The following is a 25,148-nucleotide window of genomic DNA, read 5'->3' as shown; positions in this document are numbered from 1 at the left end:
CATGAGCACATCAAGCTACGACCCCAAGGGGCTGATCCGCGAAAGCTACCGGATCGAGGGAATCCAGATCGGCGAGTGCCGGTCGATCTTTCTGGATTGGGCGATCAGCCTGCCCGAAGGGGTGGAGGTGCGCGCCGCACTCACCGCGCTGGTGGCGCTCTATGCCGATGAGGCGCCGGACCATCCCATGAGCGCGGTTCTGCGGCAGGGGCTGGAGGCCGCGCCTTCGGCCGGGCGCCGTGGCGGGCGCGCGGGCCGCATGGCGCATTAACCAAGGGCGGTGCCGACCCGCGGGGTGGCGTGAAGCGCCGCCCCATGGGGGCGGGTCGGCGCTGCCCGGCGTTGCCGCCGGGCGGGGCATCTGCGTTACTTGCCGAGCTGTGCGGCTTCGCGCGCCAGCGCCTCGATGCCGGCCCAGTCGCCCGCGAGCACCTTGTCCTTCGGGGCCACCCAGCTGCCGCCCACGCAATAGGTGTTGGAGAGCGACAGGTAGTCCATCGCGTTCTTCAGCGAGATGCCGCCGGTGGGGCAGAAGGTGACCTGCGGGATCGGCGCGCCGATGGCCTTGAGCGCCGGCGCGCCGCCGTTGGCCTCGGCCGGGAAGAACTTCTGCGTGGTGTAGCCGCGTTCCAGCAGGCGCATCGCCTCGGTGGAGGTGGCGGCGCCGGGCAGGAGCGGCAGGTCTTCGTCCTCGCAGGCCTGCAGCAGCCGGTCCGTCGCGCCGGGCGAGACGCCGAAGGTGGCGCCGGCGGCCTTGGCGGCCTTCACGTCTTCCGGGGTCAGAAGCGTTCCCGCGCCCACGACGCCGCCTTTCACCTTCGCCATTTCGGCGATCACGTCGAGCGCTGCCGGGGTGCGCAGGGTGACTTCCAGCGCGGGCAGGCCGCCGGCGATCAGCGCTTCGGCGAGGGGGGCTGCATGGGCCGCGTCGTCCACCACCAGAACCGGCACCACCGGAGCGAGTTGGCAGACTTCGGCGGCGCGTTTGCTGGCCTCTTGGGGGGTCATCGTTTCGAGATCCTTCGGTTGGTTACAGGATGACGGCGGCGCCGGCGTCGGCGCTGCCCACGTTCTTGCGGAATACATCGAACATTTCGCGCCCGATGCCAAACGCATTCGCGCTCAGATCGGCCGTCACGGGGGTGCGGCTGTCGAAATCGGGTTCCAGAACCTCGATCACGCCGGCATCGGCATCCACGCGCATCCTGTCGCCGTCGCGCACGCGCGCCAGCGGCCCGCCGGCGGCGGCCTCGGGGCAGACGTGGATGGCGGCGGGCACCTTGCCGGATGCTCCCGACATGCGCCCGTCGGTCACCAGAGCCACTTTCAGGCCGCGGTCCTGCAGCACCATCAGCGAGGGCGTGAGCCCGTGCAGCTCGGGCATCCCGTTGGCCTGCGGCCCCTGGAAGCGCACCACCACGATGGTGTCCTCGGTGAACTCGCCGGCCTTGAAGGCTTCTTTCACGGCCTCCTGCGTGTGGAAGACCCGGGCCTTCGCCTCGATCACGCGCTTGTCTTCGGCCACGGCGGAGATCTTCATGATCCCCTCGCCGAGGTTGCCCTTGAGGTGCTTCAGCCCGCCGTTGGGCTGGAACGGATCCTTGCAGGAGCGCAGGATCTTCTCGTTGTGGGAATGGCCGGCGCCCGCTTCCCAGGTGAGCGCGCCGTCCACGAGCTTGGGCTCGCGGGTGTAGAGCGCCAGCCCGTCCCCGGCCACGGTGCTGGTATCGGGGTGCAGCAGGCCCTGGTCGAGCAGATCGCCGATCATGTAGCCAAGCCCCCCGGCGGCGTGGAAGTGGTTCACGTCGGCGAGCCCATTGGGGTAGACCTTCGCCATCAGCGGCACGACCTGCGAAAGGGCGTCGAAATCCTCGAGTTCGAGGATCACCCCGGCGGCGCGCGCCATGGCGGGCAGGTGCAGCACGAGGTTGGTGGAGCCGCCGGTGGCCATCAGCCCGACGATGCCGTTCACGAAGGTGCGCTCGTCGAGGATGTCGCAGACGGGGCGGTAGTCGTTGCCAAGCGCGGTGATCTCCATAGCGCGCTGTGCGCCGGCGATGGTGAGCGCATCGCGCAGGGGGGTGTTGGGGTTCACGAAGGAGGCGCCGGGCAGGTGCAGCCCCATGAACTCCATCAGCATCTGGTTGGTGTTGGCGGTGCCGTAGAAGGTGCAGGTGCCAGGGCCGTGGTAGGAGGCCATCTCGGCTTCCATCAGCTTGTCGCGGCCCACTTCGCCGGTGGCAAAGAGCTTGCGCACCTTCTGCTTCTCGTCATTGGGCAGGCCCGAGACCATCGGCCCGGCGGGCAGAAACACGGAGGGGATGAAGCCGAAGGTGGCGGCGGCCATGATCAGCCCCGGCACGATCTTGTCGCACACCCCGAGGAAGACGGCGGCGTCGAAGGTGTTGTGGCTCAGGGCGACACCTGAAGCCAGCGCGATAACGTCCCGGGAAAACAGGGAAAGTTCCATCCCAGCTTCGCCCTGGGTAACGCCGTCACACATGGCCGGAACGCCCCCGGCCACCTGCGCCGTGCCGCCGGCCTTGCGGGCGGCTTCGCGGATCAGCGCGGGGTAGCTTTCGAAGGGCTGGTGGGCGGAGAGCATGTCGTTGTAGGCGGTGACGATGCCGAGGTTCACCGCGCGCCCCTCGGCGAGGCTGGCCTTGTCTTCGCCCATGGCGGCATAGGCGTGGGCCTGCCCGGAGCAGGAGAGATGGGCGCGGCGTGGGCCGTCTTCTGCCGCGGCGCGCATGCGCGCGAGATAGGCGTTACGGGTGGGGGCGCTGCGGGCGATGATGCGATCTGTGACCTGGGCGATCGTCGAATCGAGTGGCATGTCTGCTCCTCGCGGGTAGGTGGGTTCGGGCGCTTCCTAGCACGAAACGTTAGCGCTAACAATCACCCCGTGCGCGACACTTCCGCCCGCCCCGGACCGGCACGGGTGTGGCCTGAAAGTGCTTAAAAAACATGGAAAGGTTTCTTCAATTGCCAAATTTCGCCGCATTTCATAGGCATCTTCCGGCTTGAAGTGAGTGGGACTCCGACAAAGGAGAAGCAAGATGAACAAGTTCAAACTGACTGCCGCCATCGGCCTGATCGCAGCGCTCTCGGCCTGCAGCACGCCGCAGGTGGTTTCGCGCTACGCGCCCATCGAGGGCGGCCTGGCCGGCGATTCCGCGGCCGTGGCCCTGCGCCGCGACTACAACGTGGTGGACTTGCGCGTGACCGTGCCGCGCGATCTGAAGGTTTCCGAAGCCAACAGCTACTACCCGCGGGCCGACATCGTCTGGCGCGGCGACGCCTACGGCGATCGCTACCAGCAGGTGGCCGCCATCTTCGAAGAGGGCATGACCCGCGGCGCCGCCGCCTTCAAGGGCAGCCGCGACGTGATCGTGGACATCCGCGTGACGCGCTTCCACTCCCTCACCGAGAAAACCCGCTACACCATCGGCGGCACCCATTCGATCAAGTTCGAGATGACGGTGCGCGACGCCAAAACGGGCGAAGTGATCGAAGGGCCGCGCCGGGTGTCGGCGGATCTTGACGGCTACGGCGGCCAGCGCGCCATCGAGGCCGAACGCGCCGGGCAGACGCAGAAGGTGCGCATCACCGATCACCTCGCGCGCGAGATCCAGCGCCAGCTGTCGGTCCCGGCCTCCGCCTGAGGCGGATCGCCCTTTTCAGCGCCGAAGCAAACAAGTAGGAGGTGTGCATGACGCATGCCTCCTCTTTTCTTGTCCGGCTCAAGCCGAAAACAGATGCCCGCCCGATCCGCCACGGCGCGCCCTGGGTCTATGCCAACGAAGTGGTGACGGACCGCCGCACCAAGGCGATTCCGCCCGGTGCGATTGCCCGGCTGCAGGATGGCGAGGGGCGGGATCTGGGCACGGTGGCCGTGAACCCGATCTCCAAGATCTTCTGCCGGATGCTGGACCGTGACGCGGAAGCGGTGATCGACCGGGCGTGGTTCGCGCGCCGGATCGCCGCCGCGCTGGCGCACCGTGAAACCCTGTTCGACGCGCCCTTCTACCGGCTCGTCCACGCCGAGGCCGACGGGCTGCCCGGTGTCATCATCGACCGTTTCGGCGATGCGCTGGTGATCCAGCCCAACGCCGCCTGGGCCGAAGTGGCCTTCGAGGCGCTGGCGGGGGCCGCGCAGGAGGTGACGGGCTGCACCACGGTCGTGAAGAACGGCACCGGCCGGGCGCGCGCGCTGGAAGGGCTCGAAGAGATCACCGAGGTGGTTGCGGGCGAGGTCGCGGGGCCGATTCCGGTGCCGATGAACGGCGCCACCTATATCGCCGATCTGATGGGCGGGCAGAAAACCGGCCTGTTCTACGATCAGCGCCCCAACCACGCCTTCGCGCAAAGGCTGGTGGCGGGAAAGCGGGTGCTGGATGTGTTTTCCCACGTCGGGGGCTTCTCGCTGGCAGCCCTTGCGGGCGGGGCCGAAAGCGCCATGGCGGTGGACAGTTCCGCCGCCGCGCTGGATCTGGCCATGCAGGGGGCGCAAGCCGCCGGCACCGACGCGCGGTTTGCCACCCGCCGCGGCGATGCCTTCGCCGTGCTGGAAGCCCTCGCCGAGGAAGGCGTGCGGTTTGACGTGGTGATCTGCGATCCGCCTGCCTTCGCCCCCAACCGGCAGGCGCTGGACAAGGGCCTGCGCGCCTATGAGCGCGTGGCGCGGCTGGCGGCGCCGCTGGTGGCCGAGGGCGGCTACCTCGGGCTCTGCTCCTGCTCCCACGCCGCCGATCTGTCGAAATTCCGCACCGCCTGCACGCGCGGCATTGGCCGGGCAGGGCGCGCCAGCCAGCTGATCCACACCGGTTTCGCCGGGCCCGATCACCCGCTGATGCCGCAACTGGCCGAAAGCGGCTACCTGAAGGCGCTGTTCTACCGGTTGCTGCCGTGAAGCTCGTCGTCGATGCCTGCGTGCTCTATCCCACGGTGCTGCGCGAGGTGGTGAGCGGGGTGGCGCAGGCGGGCGTCTTCACGCCGCTCTATTCCGAGCGCATCCTCGGCGAATGGACCCATGCCGCCGCGCGCCTCGGCCCCGTCGGGGGCGCACAGGCCGAGGGCGAGGCCGCGCTCTGGCGCGCGCGCTTCCCGCTCGGGCTGGTGGCGGCGGACCCGGAGCTGGAGGCGCGGCTCTACCTGCCGGATCCCACGGACCGCCACGTTCTGGCCGCCGCGATCACCGGCGGGGCCGATGGCATCCTGACGCTGAACCTGAAGGATTTCCCGCGCCGGGAGCTCGCCGAACACGGGCTTGCGCCGCTCGGGCCGGATGCCTTCCTGCGCGGGCTCGCGGAAGCCGCGCCGGAGCTGCTGCGCGCCGTCACGGAGCGGGTCCATGCGGAGGCCGAGCGGCTTTCGGGTGAAAAGTTGGATCCGCGCAGGCTCTACAAGAAGGCGCGGCTGCCGCGCATGGCAAAGGCGCTATACGGGTAGGGTAGAGGCCGAGGACAGAGGCCGGCCCCTGACCCTGGGTGGGGGTGAAGCCCCCTCCCATGGGGAGGGTCGGGGGCTGGCCGGCGGTGCCGGCCTGGTGCGGCGAGGCGCGAGGCCTACACGGCCCATTTCTCTTCGAGCTTCTCGATCGCGCGGATGCGGTCGTCCGTCTTCGGATGGCTCAGGAACCAAGCCGGCATCGCGCCGGCATTGGCCTCGGTCAGCGCTTCCAGCTTGGAAAACAGCGCCTTCTGCGGCGCGGTGCCGATCCCGGCCTTGGTGAGCAGCGCGGCGGCATAGGCGTCGGCCTCGTATTCGTCGGAGCGCGAAAGCCGTGCCGCCAGAAGCGTGGTGAAGAAATTGGCGATCAGCACGCCGACGCCGGGGATGAACCGCGACAGCACCATCGCCATGGCCGTGCGCAGGGCGTTCTGGCCGGAGAAATCGATCATCCGCCGCCGTGAATGCCCCAGCGCCACGTGGCCCAGCTCATGGGCGATCACGCTGGCCATCTCCTCCGCGCTCACCAGCCCTGCGCGGTATTTCTCGTAGAAGCCGCGGGTGATGAAGATCCGCCCGTCCGGCGCGGCGAGCCCGTTGACGGGGCTGATCTCGTAGATGTGCACCGGCACCTGCGGCACGTCGAGCGCCTTGGCAAAGCCGTCGGTGATCCGCTTCAGCGCGGGATCGGCGAGACGGGTGGATTTCGCGTCCAGTTCCCGCCGGGTGCGCAGGGCGGAGAAGTGGTAGATCGCGATCCCGTAGAGAACCGCCAGAAGGATCGGCATGAATTTCAACATGGTTGAAATATGGGGCGCGAGGCGCGGGGGGGCAAGGCGCGGCAGGGGCGGGGGCCGGGGGGAGCGCCAAAAAAACGCCTCCGCGAAAGCGAAGGCGCAAGTTCCAGGGAGAGTGCGCGGTGACACGCGGGGAGTGAGTGAGCCGTGCCGCCGGGAGAGGGACCGGTCGTCGATCAGTTGGTGGCGGAGAAACCCCTTTGCAGCAGCGCGCCCTCGGAGCCGTCGGCGTAGATCTCGCCGGCGGGAAGCTCGGGCACGTGGGTGATGGAGATCACTTCGCCCGGGGCGAAGCTCGTGTTCAGGATGTGATCCACGAGGGCGGCGTCGCCGGCGCGCTGCGCCGCGATCAGCCGCTGCAGATCGGCGTTGGAAAACTGGCCGGGCGCGACGCCGGCGATGCGGGCCAGCGTGAGGTGGCCGGGAGAATGGGGTTCGGCGGCAAGCGCGGGGGAAGCGGCGGCCAGAACGAGGGCAGTGAAAAGGGCTGGCTTGAGCATGGGGCTGCCTGTGGCTGGGGACCGACGGCCGCGAAAGGGGCCGGGGGTGTTCGGTCGGCTGGGATTTGAGGGCGCGGCGCTGGCCGGGGGGTGGCCTGCGCCGCGCCCTTCGGCCCCTCGTGAAAGAGGGGCCTCAGGCGCTCAGGGACGGGGCGCCGTTACTTGCTCAGGATCCACTTGATGCGCTCCTGGTCGTTGTCGGAGCGGGCCTGGTCCAGCAGGATCAGGTCGTGGGTGGAGAGGCCGATGCCGTCCACGCCTTCCACGGCGGCGAGCATGCGCTGGCCGGGGGTGGCGACGGAGGAGGTGGAGACCACGCCGTTGTCGGTGAAGGTGCCGGCCTGGCTCAGGATGAAGCGGACTTCCTCGTCATCTTCCTCGCGCTGAGCTTGGATCAGGCGCTCCAGCTGGGCGATGGTGAAATCGGCCGGGTTCACGCCGGCTTCCGCGGCCAGCTGGGCCTTGCCACCGTTCACGGAGGCGCCGTCCAGCGTGTTGACGGAAGTGTCGGCACCCTGGCTCAGGATGAAGGCGACGGCTTCCTTGTCGTTGTCGCTGATGGCGTCCTGCAGGCGTTGCAGCTGGGCGACGTCGTAGATGCCGGGGGTCACGCCGGCCTCATAGGACATCTGGATCGCGGCAGGGGAGTTCGGGTTGCCGGCGAAGGCCGGAACGGCGAGAGCGGCGGCGACGGCGGTGAGAGCGATTTTCTTGAACATGTCGTATTCTCCTTGCGGCCACTTTGGGGATACGGGCCGCGGTTTGGGGTTTTGAGTTTCGGTGGGCTTGGGGCCCGTCGTTGCGATGAGGGGGATGTATGGAGGTGATCCGGAAAGGAAAAGAGGGCTTGCGTTCACGCTGCGTGGCGGAAACGTGAGCGATTCCGTCTGCGCAAGGCTTGTGCATTTTTTCACAGACGGAAGGACTTGAAGAAAATCGGCCCGGCAGGCCGCTCGTGGCGGTTTCGGGGCTGAAAATACCCCAGTAAACTCACAAGTTTCCACACGGGGGATCACGGCGGCGCGAGATCGGGCAACAAAGGCGGCCACGCGGGTTTGGACTCCCCGTATCCTGCCTGTGCAAAGAGGCGCAGCGGCTGGACATTTTTTTACAGGTTTTTCGGGATTTTTTCTTCTGGGCCAGCCTGGCGGTGCCGCGAAACCGCTACCGGGAGAGCGCTTTCATGCCCCTTTCGATTCCGTCCAGCGTCATCGGGACCATCTGATCCTCGAAAATCTCCCGGATCATCTGCACCGAATGGGTGTAGGCCCAGTATTTTTCCGGCAGCGGGTTGATCCAGAGATTGTGCGGCCACTGTTCGCGGGCGCGCTGGAGCCAGACCTGCCCGGCTTCGGCGTTCCAGTGTTCATTGGCGCCGCCGGGATAGGCGATCTCGTAGGGGCTCATGGAAGCATCGCCCACGAAGATGCACTTGTAGTCCGGCCCGTATGTGCGCAGCACCTCCCATGTCGGGGTCTGCTCCTGCCAGCGGCGGCGGTTGTCCTTCCAGACGCCTTCGTAGAGGCAGTTGTGGAAGTAGAAATGCTCTAAATGCTTGAACTCGCTCTTCGCGGCCGAGAAGAGCTCCTCCACCACCTTGACGTGCGGGTCCATCGAGCCGCCGACGTCGAGGAACAGCAGCACCTTCACCGCGTTGCGGCGTTCGGGGCGTGTCTTGACGTCGAGATAGCCATGTTCGGCGGTGGCGCGGATTGTGCCGTCCAGATCCAGCTCTTCGTGGGCGCCGTCGCGGGCCCAGCGGCGCAGGCGCTTGAGCGCGACCTTGATGTTGCGGGTGCCCAGCTCGACGTTGCCGTCGAGGTTCTTGAACTCGCGCTTGTCCCAGACCTTCACCGCGCGGCGGTGGCGGCTTTCCTTCTGCCCGATGCGCACGCCTTCGGGATTGTAGCCATAGGCGCCGAACGGCGAGGTGCCGGCGGTGCCGATCCACTTGTTGCCGCCCTGGTGGCGGCCCTCCTGCTCCTGCAGGCGCTCGCGCAGGGTTTCCATCAGCTTTTCGAAGCCGCCGAGGGCTTCGATCTCGGCCTTTTCCTCTTCGGAAAGATACTTTTCGGCGAGCTTCTCCAGCCACTCGCCAGGGATGTCCACCGCCTCCAGCACCTGCTCGATCTTCAGATCCTCGATGCCCCTGAAGCTTTCGGCGAAGGCGCGGTCGAATTTGTCGATGTTGCGCTCGTCCTTCACCATCGCGGTGCGGGCGAGGTAGTAGAAGGCGTCCACGTCGTAGGTGGCGAGCCCCGCCTTCACCCCTTCGAGGAACCCGAGGTACTCACGCAGCGAGACGGGCACGCCGTTCCTGCGCAAGGTTTCGAAGAAGGGCAGGAACATGCGCTTACAGCGAGCGGTGGATGAAGAGGGTGATGAACAGCCCGGCGGTGGCGAAGATCAGGGCGTGCACGAAGGCCCATTGCGCCATGTCCTTGCCGTTTCCGCCGCGCTTCTTCGCGCGCAGCGCCCCGAGGGCAGCCCCCAGAACCAAGCCTGCAATGACGATCATCCGTTTCCACTTCCGGCTGCGGCACGCCGCGGCACGAGGGCCGCTACTTCGGCCTGGCGCCGGCGCACCTCGTTGACATCGGCGAAGCCATAGCGCGCCCAACCCAGACTGTCGAGCCGGACGTTGCGGGCCTCCGCGGGGCGGCCGATGAGTTCCAGCGCCTCGGCCTTCATCATCATCAGGTTGGCCAGCAGCGCGGCGTTCTGGTTGCGGCTGAGCGGCGGCATGTGGCGGTTGGCCATTTCCAGCGCCGAACTGGCCTGCCCGGCCGCCAGCGCATAGGCGGTGAGCTGCACGCCCACATGGGCGCGGTGGGCCTCGGTCAGGGCGGACTGCGCGTAGAAGGCATCGGCCTTGAGGAAGGCGGCCAGCGCGGTTTCGGCCTGCGAGGATTGCGACAGGCGCCCCACGATGTAGTGGCTGAAGCCGCGGCGGTGGTCCGTCCAGCCTTCGGACTGGGCGATGGAGACGGCGCGCTGCGCGGCGGCGCGGCGGGTGCCGAGCGAGCCGCGCGGGCCGAGCGCCTCTTCCACGGCGGATTTCCAGGCCTTCGAGGTGCTGGGAAGGTAATTCGGGCTGCGGCCCTCGCCACGCGGGTTGAGCCGGCGCAGCACGCCGGGCAGCACCTCGGCCACCTGGTTGCGGCTCATGCCGTTTCGCAGCGCCGGATCGTAGTAGGCGCGCAGCATGAGCATGTCGAAGCCGGTCAGTACGTTGTTCATGTTGTCGTCGTTGAAGACGCTATCGGGCAGCCGGTAGAGATCGTTGACCGGGCCGAGCGCCTGGGCGATTTCCTCGTGCAGGCAGTCGCGCAGCTCCTGCGGGCTTTCGTCGGATTTCACGAAGATCGCCATGGTTTCGCGGCGCTCCAGCGTCGTCCAGTCCACGAGACTGGATTTGCGGTGGCGCTTGTAGTCGGCCCAGCTGGTGAGCCGCGGCACCACGAAACAGGCCGCGCTCGGCGCGAGGCGGCGCATCTCGCGGCTGGGAACGGCCTCGATGTTGAGGTTGGCGGGGCCGGGGCCGGAGACGCGGCTGATGTCGATCCCGGCTTCGCTGCGCAGCCGGCCGATCAGCTTGGCCAGATCGGTGGAGAGCGAGGCGGGGGCCGCACCCGACACGCGCACGGTGATCGGCTCCTCGAAACGGGTCAGCGTGGCCAGCTGGCGGCCGCTCTCCATCTTGAAGGTGAGATCGAGGAAATCGCGCACCATCTCGCTGTTGGCCCGCGTCGGCGCGGGCGTTGACTGCGCCGGAAAGACGTTCATCGGCGGCAGTTGCGCATCGATCGCGGTGGCCCGCGTGGTGACGTCGGAAGACGGGCCGCCAGAGCAGGCGGCCAGGGTCAGAAGGAATGGAAAAACAAGAATACGCATAACTAAACCACTTCGCACTAGGGTCGTTTATACTTGATGAACGGGGTCAGCACAGCCACGCGGTCATAAAGTCTGCGTGCGGTGCCGTTGAACTCCTGCGTGAGCCAGTAGACGGAGGGGGCCCCGGCGGCATCCGCCGCGGCGTAGACGGCTTCGATCAAGGCACGCCCCACGCCTTGCCCGCGCACGTCCGGATCGGCGTAGAGATCCTGCAGGTAGCAGGCGTTCTCGATCGTCCAGCCGTGGCGGTGAAACAGGAAATGGGCAAGTCCGACGGGGCGGCCGTCGAGCTCGGCGATCAGACCGCTGAAATCCTGCGGGTCGTCGCCGAGAAGGCGTTGGAAATAGGTTTGGTAGATGTCTTCGGAAACTTCGGTTTCGTAGAAGGCCAGGTAGGCCTTCCACAGGCGCCGCCAATCGGCTTCGTCGCCGGCGGCAAGGGGCCTGATGCGCAGGCTCACCGCTGCCCTCTCGCCATGAAGGCGAGGCGTTCGAAGAGGTGCACGTCCTGTTCGTTCTTCAGCAGAGCGCCATGCAACCGGGGCAGGGCGTTCGCGCCGTCACGCTTCAGGTCCTCTGCGGAGAGATCCTCGGCAAGCAGCAATTTCAACCAATCCAAAACTTCACTCGTTGACGGCTTCTTCTTGAGCCCGCCGGTTTCCCGTATCTCGTAGAATTGCGTCAATGCTGTGGTGAGAAGCTGTTCTTTTATGCCCGGGTGATGCACCTCCACGATCTTGCGCATCGTCTCCATGTCGGGGAAGCGGATGTAGTGGAAGAAGCAGCGGCGCAGGAAGGCGTCGGGCAGTTCCTTCTCGTTGTTGGAGGTGATGATGACGATCGGGCGCTGGCGGGCGCGGATGGTTTCGCCGGTCTCGTAGACGTGGAATTCCATCTTGTCGAGTTCCTGCAGCAGGTCGTTGGGGAACTCGATGTCGGCCTTGTCGATCTCGTCGATCAGCAGCACCACGCGGCTCTCGGCCTCGAAGGCCTGCCACAGCTTGCCCTTCCTGATGTAGTTGGAGACGTCCTGCACGCGGGGATCGCCGAGCTGGCTGTCGCGCAGGCGCGAAACGGCATCGTATTCGTAGAGCCCCTGCTGGGCCTTGGTGGTGGACTTGATGTGCCATTCGAGCATCGGCAGCCCGAGCGCGGCGCTCACCTGGCGGGCCAGTTCCGTCTTGCCGGTGCCGGGCTCGCCCTTCACCAAGAGGGGGCGCTCGAGCGCGACGGCGGCATTGACGGCGACCTTCAGGTCGTCCGTCGCGACATAGGCGTCGGTTCCGTTGAATTTCATAGCGATACGTGGGGCCTGCTTGTGGTTTCCGGGCCCGACAGTAGCACAGCCCCTGCGGGCATCAAGCCGCCGGTTTGGCACTTGTGGACATTCCCTCGGCGAGGGGCTAAACGAGGCCCATAGAAAGGGGGCTGGATGACAGACTCACAACAGCTGGCAGCCAGCGAGCAAGAGGGAGCAGGTATGAAAGCCGAGGTTTTCCTGCCAGACGACTACACGCCGGCCGAAGACGAACCGTTCATGAACGAACGGCAGCTCGAATACTTCCGCCGCAAGCTTATCAACTGGAAGAACGAACTGCTGGAAGACAGCAGGGACACCATCGAAGGGCTGCAGGACAGCACCCGCAACATCCCGGACATCGCTGACCGCGCCTCGGAGGAGACGGACCGCGCGCTGGAGCTGCGCACACGCGACCGCCAGCGCAAGCTCGTCGCCAAGATCGACGCCGCCCTGCGCCGCATCGAGGAAGGCGAATACGGCTACTGCGAGGAGACCGGCGAGCCGATCTCGCTGAAGCGGCTGGACGCGCGCCCGATCGCGACGCTGTCGCTGGAGGCGCAGGAACGCCACGAGCGCCGCGAGAAGGTCCACCGGGACGATTGATCCCCGGATGAAATCCGGATGACCGCCGGGCGCGAGGGGCCTTGCGCGGACCATCGAGACGAAAGCGATTGCCGCCGGATCCGTTCCGGCGGCTTTGCTGTCAAAGAAGGAGCCTGATGTGCTGATCGGGCAGAAAATCACAATTCTGGGCGCCGGGATCGCCGGCCTCTCGGCGGCGCTCGCGCTTTCGCTGCGCGGGGCGCGGGTCACCGTGCTGGAGCAGGCCGAGGAAATCCGCGAAGTCGGGGCCGGCATCCAGATCAGCCCGAACGGTTTCGCGGTGCTGAACGCGCTCGGCGTCGGCGGTGAGCTGAAGGCGCGCGCCGTGCGGGCGCAGGCGGTGGAGCTGCGCGACTACCGCGCCGGCCGGCAGGTGATGCGGGTGGATCTGACGAAACTGCCCGAGGGGCAGGACTACTTCTTCGTCCATCGCAGCGATCTGGTCGAGGTTCTGGCGGCCGCGGCGCGCGCGGCCGGTGCGCGGATCCGGCTCTTGCAGCAGGTCGAGAGCATCGAGGATCACGGCGCGGCGGGCTTCTGCGTGCGCACCGCGCTCGGCGGCGAGCATTGCGCCCCGATCCTGCTGGGCGCGGACGGCGTGCACTCGCGGGTGCGCAGCTTCCTGAACGGTCCCGCGGCGCCCTTCTTCACGGGGCAGGTGGCCTGGCGGGCGACGATCCCGGCGGCGCCGCCGATCACCGAGCGCCGGGTGCGCGTCTACATGGGGCCGCGGCGCCACGTGGTGATGTATCCGCTGCGCGGCGGGCAGTTGATGAACGTCGTGGCGGTGCAGGAGCGCGCGGCCTGGACGGCGGAGAGCTGGACCCAGGAGGACACGCCCGAGAACCTCGCCGCTGCCTTCGCGGATTTCACCGGCGAGGTGCGCGACTGGCTGGGGCGGATCGAGCAGGTGCACCAATGGGGGCTGTTCCGGCACCCGGTGGCGCAGACCTGGTATCGCGGCAACGCCGCCATCCTCGGCGACGCGGCCCATCCCACGCTGCCCTTCCTCGCGCAGGGGGCCTGCATGGCGCTGGAGGATGCCTGGGTCCTGGCCGAATGCTTGGCCGGGGCCGAAGCGCCGGAGCAGGGCTTCGCCGCCTATCACGCCAAGCGCATCAAGCGGGTGCCGCGGGTGATCGAGGCGGCCAACAGGAATGCCTTCCGCTACCACCTGAGCTTCCCGCCGCTGCGCCTGGCCGCCCACACCGCGCTGCGGCTGGCCGGCACCCTCGCGCCCGGCGCGGCGGTGAAGCAGTTCGACTGGCTCTACGGGCTGGACGTGACGGCTGCCGGCTGACACGATTTCACCCGCCGGGGCGGCGGGTGAAGCCTCCGGCGGGGATATTTGAGGAACAAAGTGGCTGCGCGCCTCAGGCGGCGAGGTCGATCCAGACGGGCACGTGGTCGGAGGGTTTCTCGCGGCCGCGGATTTCGCTGTCGATCCGGCAGTCCTGCAGCAGGTCGGCGCATTGCGGCGTGAGCAGGAAGTGATCGATGCGGATGCCGTCGTTTCGGTTCCAGGCGCCGGCCTGGTAATCCCAGAAGCTGTAGTGGTCGGGGCCCTGCACGCGGGCGCGGAAGGCCTCGGTGAAGCCGAGGTTCAGGATGCGGCGGTAGGCGGCGCGGCTTTCGGGGCGGAAGAGGGCGTCGTCTTCCCAGGCTTCCGGGCGCTTGGCATCCTCGGGCTGCGGGATGATGTTGTAGTCACCGGCCATAAGCGCGGGCATCTCCTCGGCCAGAAGCGCCTCGGCGCGTCTGCGCAGCCGCTCCATCCAGGCGAGCTTGTAGTCGTATTTCGGCCCCGGCGCCGGGTTGCCGTTGGGCAGGTAGAGCCCGCAGAGGCGGATGGCCTGTCTGCCCACCACGGTGGCCTCGATCCAGCGTGCCTGTTCATCGGAGTCATCGCCGGGCAGGCCGCGGGTGACGTCTTCGAGCGGCAGCTTGGAGAGGATGGCCACACCGTTGAAGCTTTTCTGGCCGTGGGTTTCCACCTGGTAGCCGAGATCCTCGAAGATCTCGCGCGGGAAGGCCTCGTCGACGGATTTGATTTCCTGCAGCAGGGCGACATCGGGCTGGCGTTCCTTCAGCCAGTCGGTGAGCGCGTTCACCCGCGCCTTGATGCCGTTGATGTTGAAGGTCGCGATGATCATGGAAGGCCCCCTGCCGCTTGCACCCCATCTATCGCGCATCCGGCGCGCAGCCGCAATCTCACATGCCGCAATCTCACATCGAGAAGCTGGTGCCGCAGCCGCAGGAGGAGGTGGCGTTGGGGTTCTGGATCACGAAGCGCGCGCCGATCAGCTCTTCGGAGAAATCGATCACGGCGTCGGCGAGGAAGGGCAGGGAGACGCTGTCCACCACCACCTTCTGGCCGTTCTGCTCCAGCACGAGATCGTCCTCGGCGGGATCGTCGAGCCGGATGTCATACTGGAAGCCCGAGCAGCCGCCGCCTTCGACGGCCACGCGCAGCGCCTTGGACTCGCCGGCGGATTCGTTGATCTCGGCAAGGCGCTCGAAAGCGCGCGGGGTGACTTTGGGGGGCAGGGTCAGATCCATCGGGTGTTCGCTTTGCGGTTTCCAATCACGCGAACCTCAATATAAGGTGCCACAAAAGAGGCGACAACCGGCAGAACACATGCTTGCACCATTTGCCTCCGACCCCGCGAAGAGCCGGGGCCGGCTCTACCCGGAGGAGGAAAGCGCGCACCGTTCCTGTTTCCAGCGGGACCGGGACCGCATCATCCATTCCTCGGCCTTCCGCCGGCTGAAGCACAAGACGCAGGTCTTCATCGAGCATGAGGGGGATTACTTCCGCACCCGGCTGACCCATTCCATCGAAGTGGCGCAGGTGGCGCGCACCATCGCCAACACGCTGGGGCTCAACCAGGAGCTCACCGAGGCCGTGGCGCTGGCGCATGACCTGGGCCACACGCCCTTCGGCCACACCGGCGAAGACGCGATGCACGATCTGATGGCGCCCTACGGCGGCTTCGACCACAACGCCCAGGCGCTGCACATCGTCACCTCTCTGGAGCGCCACTATGCCGAGTGGGACGGGCTCAACCTGACATGGGAGACGCTTGAGGGCATCGCCAAGCACAACGGCCCCGTCACCGGGGATCTGCCCTATGCTCTGGCGGCCTACAACGCGCGCCACGATCTGGAGCTTGACACCTACGCCAGCGCCGAGGCGCAGGTGGCGGCGCTGTCGGACGACATCGCCTACAACAACCACGACCTGCACGATGGCCTGCGCGCGGAGCTGTTCTCGACCGATGAATTGGCCGAAATGCCGATCCTGCACGACTGCTTCGCGCGGGTGGACAAGCTCTATCCGGGGCTGAACTACTACCGCCGCCGCCACGAGGCGCTGCGCCGCTTCTTCGGCGTGCTTGTGGAGGATGTGCTCGCCGTCACCCGGCGCGAGCTGGCGGAGCTGGATCCGCAGAGCGTGGAGGACGTGCGCCACGGGGGGCGGCAGATCGTGCGCTTCTCGGACGCGCTCTGGCAGGATCTCAAGGTGATCCGCGAATTCCTCTTCATCCGCATGTATCGCGCGCCTTCTGTGGTGGAGATGCGCAAGCGCGTGACCCGCGTGGTGCGCGAGCTGTTCCCCTTCTACATGGCGCACCCCGAGCAACTGCCGCGCCAGTGGCGCAAGGACGTGGCCGAGGCGCCGGACGAAACTGCGCTGGCGCGCATCGTGGCCGACTACATCGCCGGGATGACCGACCGCTTCGCCCTGCAGGAATACCGGCGCCACTTCGGCACCGACATCCTGGCCGATCTTCCCTCCGCCGGTCCGCGCTGAAGAAAGCGTTGCCGCGCAAGGGGATGGCCGCTAGCTTTGGCGCGCAGAAGGGACGCAACGCGCAGCAGGGGGCAGAACCATGGCGACCACTCCGGCAGAGGGGCTCGATCCCGTTTCCGCCATCGCGCTTGTGGGTGCGGTCGGCATCGGGGCGCAGTGGCTGGCGTGGCGGCTGCGGGTGCCGGGCATCGTGCTCATGCTGCTCGCGGGCGTCCTCGTTGGCCCTGTCTTCGGTCTGCTGGACCCGGAGCGCGACATCGGCCCGATCACCGACAGCGTGATCTCCATCGCCGTGGCGGTGATCCTCTTCGAAGGTGGGCTGACGCTCAATTTCCACGCGCTCAACGATGCCGCCAAGGGGGTGCGCCGGCTGGTGTTCCTCGGCGCGCCGCTCGGTTGGCTCACGTCGGCGCTGGCCTTGCGCTACGGCGCTGGGCTGAGTTGGGAGTCCTCCGCCGTCTTCGGCGGCATCATGATCGTCACCGGGCCGACGGTGATCGCGCCTCTGCTGCGGCAGGCGCGGCTCGAACGCCGCCCGGCGACGCTGCTGCAGTGGGAAGCCATCGTCAACGATCCCATCGGCGCGCTGGCCGCCGTACTGGCCTACGGCGCGATCATCGTGCTCAACGGCAGCGCCTCGCTGGCGCAGGGCGTGGGGCATTTCGTGATCGGGGTCGGAGTCGCCACGGCGCTGGGCCTCGCGGGGGGCTGGGGCATCGCCTGGAGCTTCCGCACCGGCCGCGTGCCGGAGTTCATGAAGGTGCCGGTGCTGGTGGCGGTGCTGCTCGCCGTATTCGCGCTTTCCGACCTCGTGCTGCACGAAAGCGGGCTGCTGGCCGTGACGCTGATGGGGGTGGTGATCGCCAATGCCGATCTGCCTTCCTACGAGGAGCTGCGCCGCTTCAAGGAACACGCGACGATCCTGTTGGTGTCGGGTGTCTTCATCCTGCTGGCGGCGGATCTCGATTTCTCCACGCTGGCGGGGCTGGACTGGCGCGCGGTGGCCTTCGTGGCGGCGACCGTGCTGCTGGCGCGTCCGGCGGCGGTGCTTCTGGCGCTGGCGGGCTCGGGGCTGCCGTGGAAAGAGCGCATCCTCGTGGCCTTCACCGGGCCGCGCGGGGTGGTGCTGGTGGCCGTGGCGGGGCTCTTCGGCTCGCTGCTGGCGGGGCTGGGCATCGAGGACGGCGCGCTGCTGGGGCCGCTGGCCTTCGTGCTGGTTTCCGCCACCGTGGTGCTGCATGGCTTCACGCTGGCGCCCTTTGCGCGCTGGCTCGGGCTGAGCGCCACCGGCACGCCCGGCGTGCTGCTCGTCGGCGGCTCGCGCTTCACCGCGGGGCTCGCGGCCGAGATCGCCGCCGCGGAGATCCCGGTGCGTGTGGTCGATACCAACCTCTACCACCTGCGCGGCGCGCGCGAGGCGGGGGTGCCGATCTTCTACGGCGACATCCTCGGCGAGAGCGCCGAGCAGCAGCTGCACATGGTGGACTACGGCACGCTGCTGGCGGCCACGGACAACGATGCCTACAATACGCTGGTGGCCACCGATCTGGCGCCGGAGTTCGGGCGGGACAGGGTGTTCCAGCTGGCGCGCTACAAGGGCGACGCCCCGCGCCATGCGTTGCCCTCAACCCTCGGCGGGCGCGCCTTCGCCGGCGGGCTGACCTACGGCGAGCTGGAGCAGCGGCTGCGTGCGGGCTGGCAGTGCCGCACCACGCGCCTCACCGCGGAATTCCCCTTCGCCGCCTGGCAGGAGATGCACCCCGAGGCCGTCCCGCTGGCGCGGCTGGACGGCAGGGGCATCGCCTTCGACTGGAAGGAGATCGGCGAGGGCGAGCGCCTGATCGCGCTCACGCCGCCGCGCGCGGCGGTGGCCGCGGCGCAGGGCACGACGGTGGAGCAGGCCGCCGAGGCCGGCCGCCAGCCCGAGGAGCCGGCGCGCGGGGCGGATTGACCCCGCCGCCCAAGGTGGTAAACCCCGCGGCAGATCAAAGGATGCCGACATGAACCTCTTTGCCGAAATCAGAACGCTTGTGCTGCAATCTCTGGCCGATCTCCAGGCCGAGGGCACGCTGCCCGAGGGGCTGGACTTCGCCAACGTCGCGGTGGAGCCGCCGCGCGACGCGGCCCACGGCGACATGGCCACCAACGCCGCCATGGTGCTGGCCAAGCCGGCAGGGATGAAACCGCGCGACATCGCCGAGGCGCTGGCGGGCAAGCTGGCCGCCGATCCGCGCATCACCGAGGCCGACGTGGCCGGCCCCGGCTTCCTGAACCTGCGGCTTGATCCCTCCGTCTGGCACGGCGTCATCACCGGCGCGCTGAGCCGGGGCGCCGATTTCGGCAAATCCGACATGGGCGCGGGCGAGAAGGTCAACGTCGAATACGTCTCGGCCAACCCCACCGGCCCGCTGCACGTGGGCCACACCCGCGGCGCCGTCTTCGGCGATGCGCTGGCGAGCCTGCTGGACTACGCCGGCTACGACGTGACCCGCGAATACTACATCAACGACGGCGGCGCGCAGGTCGATACGCTGGCGCGCTCCGTCTACCTGCGCTACCTGGAGGCCAACGGCCAGGAAGTGGCCTTCGAGGAAGGCACCTACCCGGGCGACTACCTGATCCCCGTGGGCGAGGCGCTGGCGAAGGTCTACGGCGACAGCCTCGTGGGCAAGCCGGAGTCCGAGTGGCTCGAGGACATCCGCGAATACGCCACCGACGCGATGATGCACCTGATCCGCGAGGATCTGGCCAGCCTCGGCGTGGAGATGGACGTCTTCTACTCCGAGAAATCCCTCTACGGCACCGGCCAGATCGAAGGCGCGCTCAAGGCGCTGGAGAGCCAGGGCCTGATCTACGAAGGCGTGCTGGAGCCGCCCAAGGGCAAGACGCCCGAGGATTGGGAGCCGCGCGAGCAGACGCTGTTCCGCTCCACGGCCCATGGCGACGACGTTGACCGCCCGGTGAAGAAGAGCGATGGCAGCTGGACGTATTTCGCCCCCGACATCGCCTATCACTACACCAAGATCGAGCGCGGCTTCGACAGCCTGATCGACGTCTTCGGCGCCGATCACGGCGGCTACGTGAAGCGGATGAAGGCCGCCGTCTCGGCGCTCTCGGGGGGCACCGTGCCGCTCGACATCAAGCTGTGCCAGTTGGTGAAGCTCTACAAGAACGGCGAGCCCTTCAAGATGAGCAAACGCGCCGGCACCTTCATCACCCTGCGCGACGTGGTGGAGCAGGTCGGCCCCGACGTGACCCGCTTCGTGATGCTCACCCGCAAGAACGACGCGCCGCTGGATTTCGATTTCGACAAGGTGCTGGAGCAATCCAAGGAAAACCCGGTCTTCTACGTGCAATACGCCCATGCCCGCGTGTCCTCCGTGCTGCGCAAGGCCGCCGAGGCCGGCATGAACGTGGAAGATGCCGCGCTCCTGAACGCCGATCTCTCCGGCCTCACCGATCCGGCCGAGATCGCCGTGGCCAAGAAGATCGCCGAATGGCCGCGCCTCGTGGAGATCGCCGCGCGCACCCATGAGCCCCACCGGGTGGCCTTCTACCTCTACGAGCTGGCCAGCGATTTCCACGCGCTCTGGAACCGTGGCAACGACAAGCCCGAACTGCGCTTCTTCCAGGAAGGCGACGAGGCGGCGAGCCAGTCCAAAATCGCCCTGATCCGCGCCGTGGCCGTTGTTATTTCCGCCGGTCTTGGTATCCTTGGCGTGACACCGGTGGAAGAAATGCGCTGACCGACAAGGCGCAACATCCGGTGTCTGGCAGGTAATGGCCCCGTTCCCCGCGTGGTGACGGGGAGAAGAGGCATCGAGATGGCGCAGTTCGAGACAGGCTTCGACACAGGCTTGAACACAGGCTTCAACACGGGAGCCACGGCAGGGGAACACCCGGCGCAGGATGGCGGCGTGCTTCCCGCGGAACAGGTATCCAAGGCAGTCAAATGGGTCGGCGCGAGCCTGTCGCTCGCGCTGATGGTCGGGCTCGGGTTCTGGGGCTACCGGCTGGCCCTGCGCGACGTGACGGGCGTGCCCGTCGTGCGCGCGCTGGAAGGGCCGATGCGGGTGGCGCCGGATGATCCGGGCGGCAAGCTGGCCGAGCACATCGGGCTCGCGGTGAACGCCGTGCAGGCCCGAGGCGAGGCCGAGGATCTGCCTGAACAGGTGGCGCTGGCGCCCGTGGTCGTGGACGTGATCGACGCCGATACGCCGGGCCTCGCGCCCCGGCCCGAAGGCACCGCCCGAGGCGAGAAGACGCCCGTGGCCGCCGCCCCGGCCACCGCTGATATCAATGCTCAACCGGCCGCCCTTTCGGTGTCGCCCGAAGCCGGAGCGCCCGCCGCGCCCGCGCGCGCGGCCGATGGCACCTCGGCCGCGATCCTCGCGCTGGCCGATCAGATCGCCGCCGGGGCCAAGCCGCTGGCGCAGGTCGCCCCCGGCGCCACGCCGCCCGCCGCGGCCGCGGTGGAAGACGCGGCGGAGGCCGTTGAGATCGCCGCAGTCTCCCCCGACGTGATCCCCGCCAGCATTCCCGGCGTCGCCCGCTCCCTGCTGCCGCGCCCGCGCCCGGCCGGGCTGAAGGCCACGCCGCAGGGGCCGCTGGATCTGGAAGAAGGCTCCGCCGACGGCGCCGTGGAAGTGCCGGTCGAGCAGATTGCGCCGGGCACGAGCCTGGTGCAGCTCGGTGCCTTCGAGTCGCTGGACACCGCCCGCAATGAGTGGAGCCGGCTCGCCGCGGAGCTGTCGGATTACCTCGATCCCAAGAGCCGCGTGATCGAGAAGGCCACCCGCGCCGGGCGCACCTTCTACCGCCTGCGCGCCGCCGGTTTCGAAGACATCAACGACGCCCGCCGCTTCTGCTCCGCCCTGCAGGCGGAAGGGGCCGAATGCATCCCGGTCATCTACCGATGAGCGGGCAGGGGGCCGTGATCTTCGGCTGCGAGGGCCTCGCCGTCACCGCGGCGGAGAAGGCCTTTTTTGCCGAGGCGCAGCCCTGGGGCTTCATCCTCTTTGCCCGCAACGTCGAAAGCCCGGCGCAACTGGCCCGGCTCACTGCCGATCTGCGCGAGGCCGTGGGGCGGGACGTTCCGGTGTTCATCGATCAGGAGGGCGGGCGCGTCCAGCGGATGCGCGCGCCGCACTGGAGCGAGTGGCTGCCTCCGCTCGACGAGGTCGCCCGTGCCGGCGCCGCGGCGGACCGCGCGCTCTTCCTTCGCTACCGGCTGATCGCGGCCGAGCTGCGCGCCGTGGGGATCGATGGCAACTGCTCCCCCTGCGCAGACGTGGCCACGCCCGAAACGCACCCGGTGCTGCGCAACCGCTGCCTCTCCTCCGATGCGGCCGAGGTGGCGCAGCTGGCCCGTGTCGTGGCGGAGGCCCATCTGGCGGGCGGCGTGCTGCCCGTGCTCAAGCACATCCCCGGCCACGGCCGCGCCACGCTCGACAGCCACAAGGAACTGCCCCGCGTCTCCGCCCCGCGGGCCGCGCTGGAGGCGGTGGATTTCGCTCCCTTCAAGGCGCTCGCCGATCTGCCGCTCGGCATGAGCGCGCATATCGTCTTCGAAGCCATCGCGCCGGACGGCCCCGCCACGACCTCGCCCGCGATGGTGCGGCTGATCCGCGACGAGATCGGCTTTGGCGGGCTCCTGATGACGGATGATCTGTCGATGGAGGCGCTTTCGGGCACGGTGGCTGAACGCGCCCGCGCCGCGCTTGCGGCGGGCTGTGACATGATCCTGCATTGCAATGGCAAGCTGCCCGAAATGGAGGCCGTCGCCGCCGAGGCCGGGCGGCTCGAAGGCGCCGCGCTGGCCCGCGCGGAGGCCGCGCTGGCGGCCCGTCGCGCGCCGGAACCGGTGGATCTCGACGCGCTGCGCGCCGAGCATGCGGCGCTGTTGCGGGTGCCCGCGCCATGAGCGAGGATTTCTTCGCCGAGGATGAACGCGCCCGCGTTCAGGCCCGCCTAGAGGCCGAGGCGCTGATCGTGGACGTGGACGGCTTCGAGGGGCCGCTCGATCTGCTGCTGACGCTCTCGCGCACCCAGAAGGTGGATCTGCGCAAGATCAGCGTGTTGCAGCTGGCCGAGCAGTATCTCGCCTTCGTGGAGCGCGCCAAGGCGCTGCGGCTCGAGCTGGCGGCGGACTACCTGGTGATGGCGGCCTGGCTCGCCTTCCTGAAATCCCGCCTGCTGTTGCCACCCGACCCGAGCGAAGAGGGGCCGTCGGGCGAGGAACTGGCCGCGCATCTGGCCTTCCAGCTGGAGCGGCTTCAGGCGATGCGCGAAAGCGCCGCCAAGCTGATGGCGCGCGATCAGCTGGGGCGCGATTTCTTCGCCCGCGGCATCCCCGAAGACATGACCCGCGTGCGCCGGGTGAAATACACCGCCACCCTGCTGGACCTGATGCAGGCCTACGCCCGCATCCGCACCAAGGACGAATTCCGCCCCTTCGTGATGGACCGCGAGGCGATCCTCACGATGGAGCAGGCGCTGGAGCGGATGCGCGGGCTGATCGGCTACGCAGGGGACTGGACGGATATTTCCGCCTATCTGCCCGAGGGCTGGGAGAAGGATCCGGCCCGCCGCCGCTCCGCCACCGCCGCCACTTTCGCCGCTTCGCTGGAACTGGTGAAATCCGGCCAGGCCGAAATCCGACAATCCGAAATATTCGCGCCGATCCAACTGCGCAGGAAAGCGAACCCAGATGGCTGAAGATCACGAGAACTCCGCCGCGCAAGAATCTGACGAAAAAGAGAAAAGCCTGTTCGAAGCCCCGCCGATGGGCGAGCAGGAGCGCATGGTGGAAGCCATCCTTTTCGCCACCGCCGAGCCGGTGAGCGTGAAGGAACTGGAAAGCCGCATGCCCCACGGATGCGATCCCGCCGAGGCCCTGCAACGCCTGCGCAAGCGCTACGAAGGGCGCGGCGTGCGCGTGGTGAAGGTGGGCGACAACTGGGCCATCCGCACCGCGCCCGATCTCGGTTTCCTGATGCAGAAGGAAACGGTGGAGATCCGCAAGCTCTCGCGCGCGGCCATCGAGACCCTGGCCATCATCGCCTACCACCAGCCGGTGACCCGCGCCGAGATCGAGGAGATCCGCGGCGTCTCGGTGAGCCGGGGCACCATCGATCAATTGATCGAAATGGATTGGATTCGCTTCGGCCGACGGCGTATGACTCCGGGCAGGCCGGTCACCTTCGTCGTCACGCAGGGGTTCCTCGATCACTTCGCGCTGGAAAGCGCGCGCGATCTGCCGGGGCTCAAGGATCTGCGCGCCGCCGGCCTGTTGGACAACCGCCCGCTGCCCTCCAGCATGCCCGGCGCACCGGACAGGGACGAGGACGAGGATCTGGAGCCGATGGAGGGCCAGAGCGAACTATTCGAGGATTGAGGAGAGATCCGATGAAGCCCGAACAGATGATCCGCATGTTGCTGCGCCCCTTCATCGGGCGCTTCATCAACATGGGCGTGAACAAGGGGATCGACGCCACCCTCGGCAAGGGCAAGCGCCCCGAAGAGATGACGCCTGAAGAGCGCAAGCAGATCAAGAACGCCCGGAAAGGGGCGCGTCAGGCGCGCAAGGCGGCGCGGATGGCCCGGCGGGTGAACCGCTTCTGAGCGCCTGTCGCCGCGCCCAGAGCGTTTCGCACAGGCCCAGCACCGCCAGCCCCGCCGCCACCAGCGCGCAGAGCGGCAGGCCCCCGAGGGCAAAGAGCCGCTCCCCGGCCAGCGAGGCCGCGAAGACGCTCAGATACATCACCGTCGAGTTCAGCCCCATGATGGCCCCGCGCTGCGCCGGGGCGATCGCCGTGAGGCGGCTGACGGTGAGGTTCAGCCCGAGGTGCTGCAACACGCCCCAGACGAAGGCGAAGCCGGGCAGGGCGGCGTAGTGCCCCATCTGGCTGGCGAAGAGCGCGTAGAACACCGCCAGCAGCGAAAAGACGATGGCGAGGCCGCGGCGCGGGCCGGTGCGGTCCAGCAGCGGATCGAGGATCATCGCGCTGGCGAAACCGGCCCCGTAGAAGAGGGTGATGAGCCCGGAATCGCGCACCGGGCGCGCAAGGGCCACGTCCAGATGGGCGCCGAGAAAGGTGTAGATCACGTAGAAGCCGGTGCCCAGCATCGCCACCGCGTAGAGGCCCGGGCGCACGCCGGGGATGCGCAGGGCGGTGGCCGGGCGCGTGGGGGTGCCGCGCGGCGCCGGGACGGTGAGCCTCAGGCGCGCCAGCGCGAAGACGCAGAGCAGCGTCATGGCGGCCAGCAGCGCGTAGACGGCGCGCCAGCCGGCAAGCTCGGCGAGGAAGGCCGAGAGCGTCACCCCGCCCACCATCGAGAGCGTCCAGCCCGCCAGCACCCGCCCGATCACCCGGCTTTCCTGCCCCTTGGGCGCCACGTGGGCGGCGAGGCTGTAGGCGGCCGGCAGGCCCACGCCGGCGCCGATCCCGGCCAGCGCTTGCGCCACGGACAGCGTGGCCACGTTGACGGCCAGCGCGCTCAGAGCCAGCCCGGCGGCGAGGGCCACGGTTGCCCCCAGCAGGGCGCGGTCGGCGCCGATCCTGTCGGCCTGGGGCGCGATCAGCAGGGCGGCAAGCGCCACCCCCAGCCCGTAGACGCCGGCGGCGATCATCACGCCGGCGGCACTGTCCGCGCCCAGCCCCGCGGCCACGGCGCCCGCGATGGGCGAGAGCACCAGAGAGTTGGAGCCGATCACGCCCACGGTCAGAGTCAGCAGAAGAACGACGCGCGCCATTGGGAATCCCTTGAATGAAATCACGTGATCGCTT

General features: G+C 68.2%; 27 protein-coding genes. 14 read left to right on the top strand and 13 right to left on the bottom strand.

Translation table 11 applies throughout. From position 1 onward, the window contains the following. Position 1 precedes the first annotated feature (1 nt). Complete coding sequence (locus PSA7680_RS01160; RefSeq protein WP_085866818.1) at positions 2–271, top strand: hypothetical protein; 270 nt, start codon at positions 2–4, stop codon at positions 269–271. A gap of 95 nt (positions 272–366) precedes the next feature. Here the strand turns inward: PSA7680_RS01160 and eda are convergent, their stop codons facing one another. After that, positions 367–1,008, bottom strand: a complete 642-nt coding sequence (gene eda, locus PSA7680_RS01155; RefSeq protein ID WP_085866817.1) for a bifunctional 4-hydroxy-2-oxoglutarate aldolase/2-dehydro-3-deoxy-phosphogluconate aldolase — start codon at positions 1,006–1,008, stop codon at positions 367–369. A 22-nt stretch (positions 1,009–1,030) separates the two neighbouring features. After that, entirely contained in the window at positions 1,031–2,836 is a 1,806-nt protein-coding gene (gene edd, locus PSA7680_RS01150) for a phosphogluconate dehydratase (protein WP_085866816.1), read from the bottom strand. Positions 2,837–3,059: 223 nt separating this feature from the next. Between edd and PSA7680_RS01145 the strand changes: the two genes are divergently transcribed. Genes PSA7680_RS01145 through PSA7680_RS01135 form a run of 3 tightly spaced genes read left to right on the top strand, consistent with a single transcriptional unit; the run spans position 3,060 to position 5,451 of the window. Beyond that, positions 3,060–3,665: a DUF6778 family protein gene (locus PSA7680_RS01145; protein ID WP_085866815.1), complete on the top strand. Its 606-nt coding sequence runs from the start codon at positions 3,060–3,062 to the stop codon at positions 3,663–3,665. A gap of 47 nt (positions 3,666–3,712) precedes the next feature. After that, the gene (locus PSA7680_RS01140) at positions 3,713–4,912 is read left to right on the top strand and encodes an RSP_2647 family RNA methyltransferase (protein ID WP_085866814.1); all 1,200 of its coding nucleotides are present in this window, start codon (positions 3,713–3,715) and stop codon (positions 4,910–4,912) included. Then, positions 4,909–5,451 carry an RSP_2648 family PIN domain-containing protein gene (locus PSA7680_RS01135; RefSeq protein ID WP_085866813.1) on the top strand — a complete coding sequence of 181 codons (543 nt, stop codon included), beginning with the start codon at positions 4,909–4,911 and terminating at the stop codon, positions 5,449–5,451. The genes PSA7680_RS01140 and PSA7680_RS01135 overlap by 4 nt, the downstream gene beginning before the upstream one ends. 116 nt (positions 5,452–5,567) lie before the next feature. Here the strand turns inward: PSA7680_RS01135 and PSA7680_RS01130 are convergent, their stop codons facing one another. The 8 genes from PSA7680_RS01130 to PSA7680_RS01100 all read right to left on the bottom strand — a co-directional run bounded on the left by PSA7680_RS01130 (position 5,568) and on the right by PSA7680_RS01100 (position 11,939). Continuing rightward, a complete protein-coding gene (locus tag PSA7680_RS01130; RefSeq protein WP_085866812.1) occupies positions 5,568–6,251 on the bottom strand; it encodes a M48 family metalloprotease in 684 nt (227 codons plus the stop codon). Positions 6,252–6,424: 173 nt separating this feature from the next. Next, positions 6,425–6,748: a hypothetical protein gene (locus tag PSA7680_RS01125; protein ID WP_085866811.1), complete on the bottom strand. Its 324-nt coding sequence runs from the start codon at positions 6,746–6,748 to the stop codon at positions 6,425–6,427. Positions 6,749–6,906: 158 nt separating this feature from the next. Then, positions 6,907–7,467 (bottom strand): hypothetical protein, encoded by a 561-nt coding sequence (locus PSA7680_RS01120; RefSeq protein WP_085866810.1) that lies wholly within the window; start codon positions 7,465–7,467, stop codon positions 6,907–6,909. Between the two features lie 445 nt (positions 7,468–7,912). Further along, positions 7,913–9,097: a vWA domain-containing protein gene (locus PSA7680_RS01115; RefSeq protein WP_085866809.1), complete on the bottom strand. Its 1,185-nt coding sequence runs from the start codon at positions 9,095–9,097 to the stop codon at positions 7,913–7,915. A 4-nt stretch (positions 9,098–9,101) separates the two neighbouring features. Next, positions 9,102–9,266: a hypothetical protein gene (locus PSA7680_RS18650; protein WP_176244056.1), complete on the bottom strand. Its 165-nt coding sequence runs from the start codon at positions 9,264–9,266 to the stop codon at positions 9,102–9,104. Next, positions 9,263–10,642 carry a DUF2927 domain-containing protein gene (locus tag PSA7680_RS01110; RefSeq protein WP_085866808.1) on the bottom strand — a complete coding sequence of 460 codons (1,380 nt, stop codon included), beginning with the start codon at positions 10,640–10,642 and terminating at the stop codon, positions 9,263–9,265. Before PSA7680_RS01110 ends, PSA7680_RS18650 begins: the two co-directional genes overlap by 4 nt. Positions 10,643–10,659: 17 nt before the next feature. Beyond that, entirely contained in the window at positions 10,660–11,103 is a 444-nt protein-coding gene (locus PSA7680_RS01105; RefSeq protein ID WP_085866807.1) for a GNAT family N-acetyltransferase, read from the bottom strand. Then, positions 11,100–11,939, bottom strand: coding sequence for an AAA family ATPase (locus tag PSA7680_RS01100; protein ID WP_085866806.1), 840 nt, complete (start codon positions 11,937–11,939; stop codon positions 11,100–11,102). The genes PSA7680_RS01105 and PSA7680_RS01100 overlap by 4 nt, the downstream gene beginning before the upstream one ends. A gap of 183 nt (positions 11,940–12,122) precedes the next feature. Between PSA7680_RS01100 and dksA the strand changes: the two genes are divergently transcribed. Together dksA and PSA7680_RS01090 are read left to right on the top strand one after the other, a co-directional pair. Next, complete coding sequence (gene dksA, locus PSA7680_RS01095) at positions 12,123–12,545, top strand: RNA polymerase-binding protein DksA (protein WP_085866805.1); 423 nt, start codon at positions 12,123–12,125, stop codon at positions 12,543–12,545. A gap of 121 nt (positions 12,546–12,666) precedes the next feature. Continuing rightward, complete coding sequence (locus tag PSA7680_RS01090) at positions 12,667–13,845, top strand: FAD-dependent oxidoreductase (protein WP_139838520.1); 1,179 nt, start codon at positions 12,667–12,669, stop codon at positions 13,843–13,845. 73 nt (positions 13,846–13,918) lie between these two features. On the opposite strand, the gene xth is transcribed toward PSA7680_RS01090, so the two are convergent. Together xth and PSA7680_RS01080 are read right to left on the bottom strand one after the other, a co-directional pair. After that, entirely contained in the window at positions 13,919–14,698 is a 780-nt protein-coding gene (gene xth, locus PSA7680_RS01085) for an exodeoxyribonuclease III (protein WP_085866804.1), read from the bottom strand. Positions 14,699–14,771: 73 nt separating this feature from the next. Beyond that, positions 14,772–15,098 carry a HesB/IscA family protein gene (locus PSA7680_RS01080; RefSeq protein WP_085866871.1) on the bottom strand — a complete coding sequence of 109 codons (327 nt, stop codon included), beginning with the start codon at positions 15,096–15,098 and terminating at the stop codon, positions 14,772–14,774. Between the two features lie 85 nt (positions 15,099–15,183). Between PSA7680_RS01080 and PSA7680_RS01075 the strand changes: the two genes are divergently transcribed. From PSA7680_RS01075 to PSA7680_RS01040, 8 genes are all read left to right on the top strand, one after another. Beyond that, on the top strand, positions 15,184–16,359 hold the full coding sequence (locus tag PSA7680_RS01075; RefSeq protein WP_085866803.1) for a deoxyguanosinetriphosphate triphosphohydrolase: 1,176 nt from the start codon (positions 15,184–15,186) through the stop codon (positions 16,357–16,359). A 79-nt stretch (positions 16,360–16,438) separates the two neighbouring features. Continuing rightward, a complete protein-coding gene (locus PSA7680_RS01070) occupies positions 16,439–18,310 on the top strand; it encodes a cation:proton antiporter (RefSeq protein WP_085866802.1) in 1,872 nt (623 codons plus the stop codon). A 49-nt stretch (positions 18,311–18,359) separates the two neighbouring features. Beyond that, the gene (argS, locus tag PSA7680_RS01065) at positions 18,360–20,105 is read left to right on the top strand and encodes an arginine--tRNA ligase (RefSeq protein WP_085866801.1); all 1,746 of its coding nucleotides are present in this window, start codon (positions 18,360–18,362) and stop codon (positions 20,103–20,105) included. Positions 20,106–20,183: 78 nt separating this feature from the next. Next, entirely contained in the window at positions 20,184–21,278 is a 1,095-nt protein-coding gene (locus PSA7680_RS01060; protein ID WP_085866800.1) for an SPOR domain-containing protein, read from the top strand. After that, positions 21,275–22,282, top strand: coding sequence for a beta-N-acetylhexosaminidase (gene nagZ, locus PSA7680_RS01055; RefSeq protein WP_085866799.1), 1,008 nt, complete (start codon positions 21,275–21,277; stop codon positions 22,280–22,282). The genes PSA7680_RS01060 and nagZ overlap by 4 nt, the downstream gene beginning before the upstream one ends. Continuing rightward, entirely contained in the window at positions 22,279–23,076 is a 798-nt protein-coding gene (locus tag PSA7680_RS01050; RefSeq protein WP_085866798.1) for a segregation and condensation protein A, read from the top strand. The genes nagZ and PSA7680_RS01050 overlap by 4 nt, the downstream gene beginning before the upstream one ends. Beyond that, positions 23,069–23,755 (top strand): SMC-Scp complex subunit ScpB, encoded by a 687-nt coding sequence (gene scpB, locus PSA7680_RS01045; RefSeq protein ID WP_085866797.1) that lies wholly within the window; start codon positions 23,069–23,071, stop codon positions 23,753–23,755. The genes PSA7680_RS01050 and scpB overlap by 8 nt, the downstream gene beginning before the upstream one ends. Positions 23,756–23,766: 11 nt before the next feature. Further along, positions 23,767–23,982 (top strand): hypothetical protein, encoded by a 216-nt coding sequence (locus PSA7680_RS01040; protein ID WP_085866796.1) that lies wholly within the window; start codon positions 23,767–23,769, stop codon positions 23,980–23,982. Here the strand turns inward: PSA7680_RS01040 and PSA7680_RS01035 are convergent. Next, positions 23,909–25,114 carry an MFS transporter gene (locus tag PSA7680_RS01035; protein WP_085866795.1) on the bottom strand — a complete coding sequence of 402 codons (1,206 nt, stop codon included), beginning with the start codon at positions 25,112–25,114 and terminating at the stop codon, positions 23,909–23,911. The two genes, PSA7680_RS01040 and PSA7680_RS01035, sit on opposite strands and share 74 nt — an antisense overlap. Positions 25,115–25,148: the final 34 nt, after the last annotated feature.

It is taken from the genome of Pseudoruegeria aquimaris (genome assembly GCF_900172235.1).
GTDB lineage: Bacteria > Pseudomonadota > Alphaproteobacteria > Rhodobacterales > Rhodobacteraceae > Pseudoruegeria > Pseudoruegeria aquimaris.
Note: the sequence above shows the minus strand (reverse complement) of the source record. Positions and strands in the feature narration are given on the sequence as shown.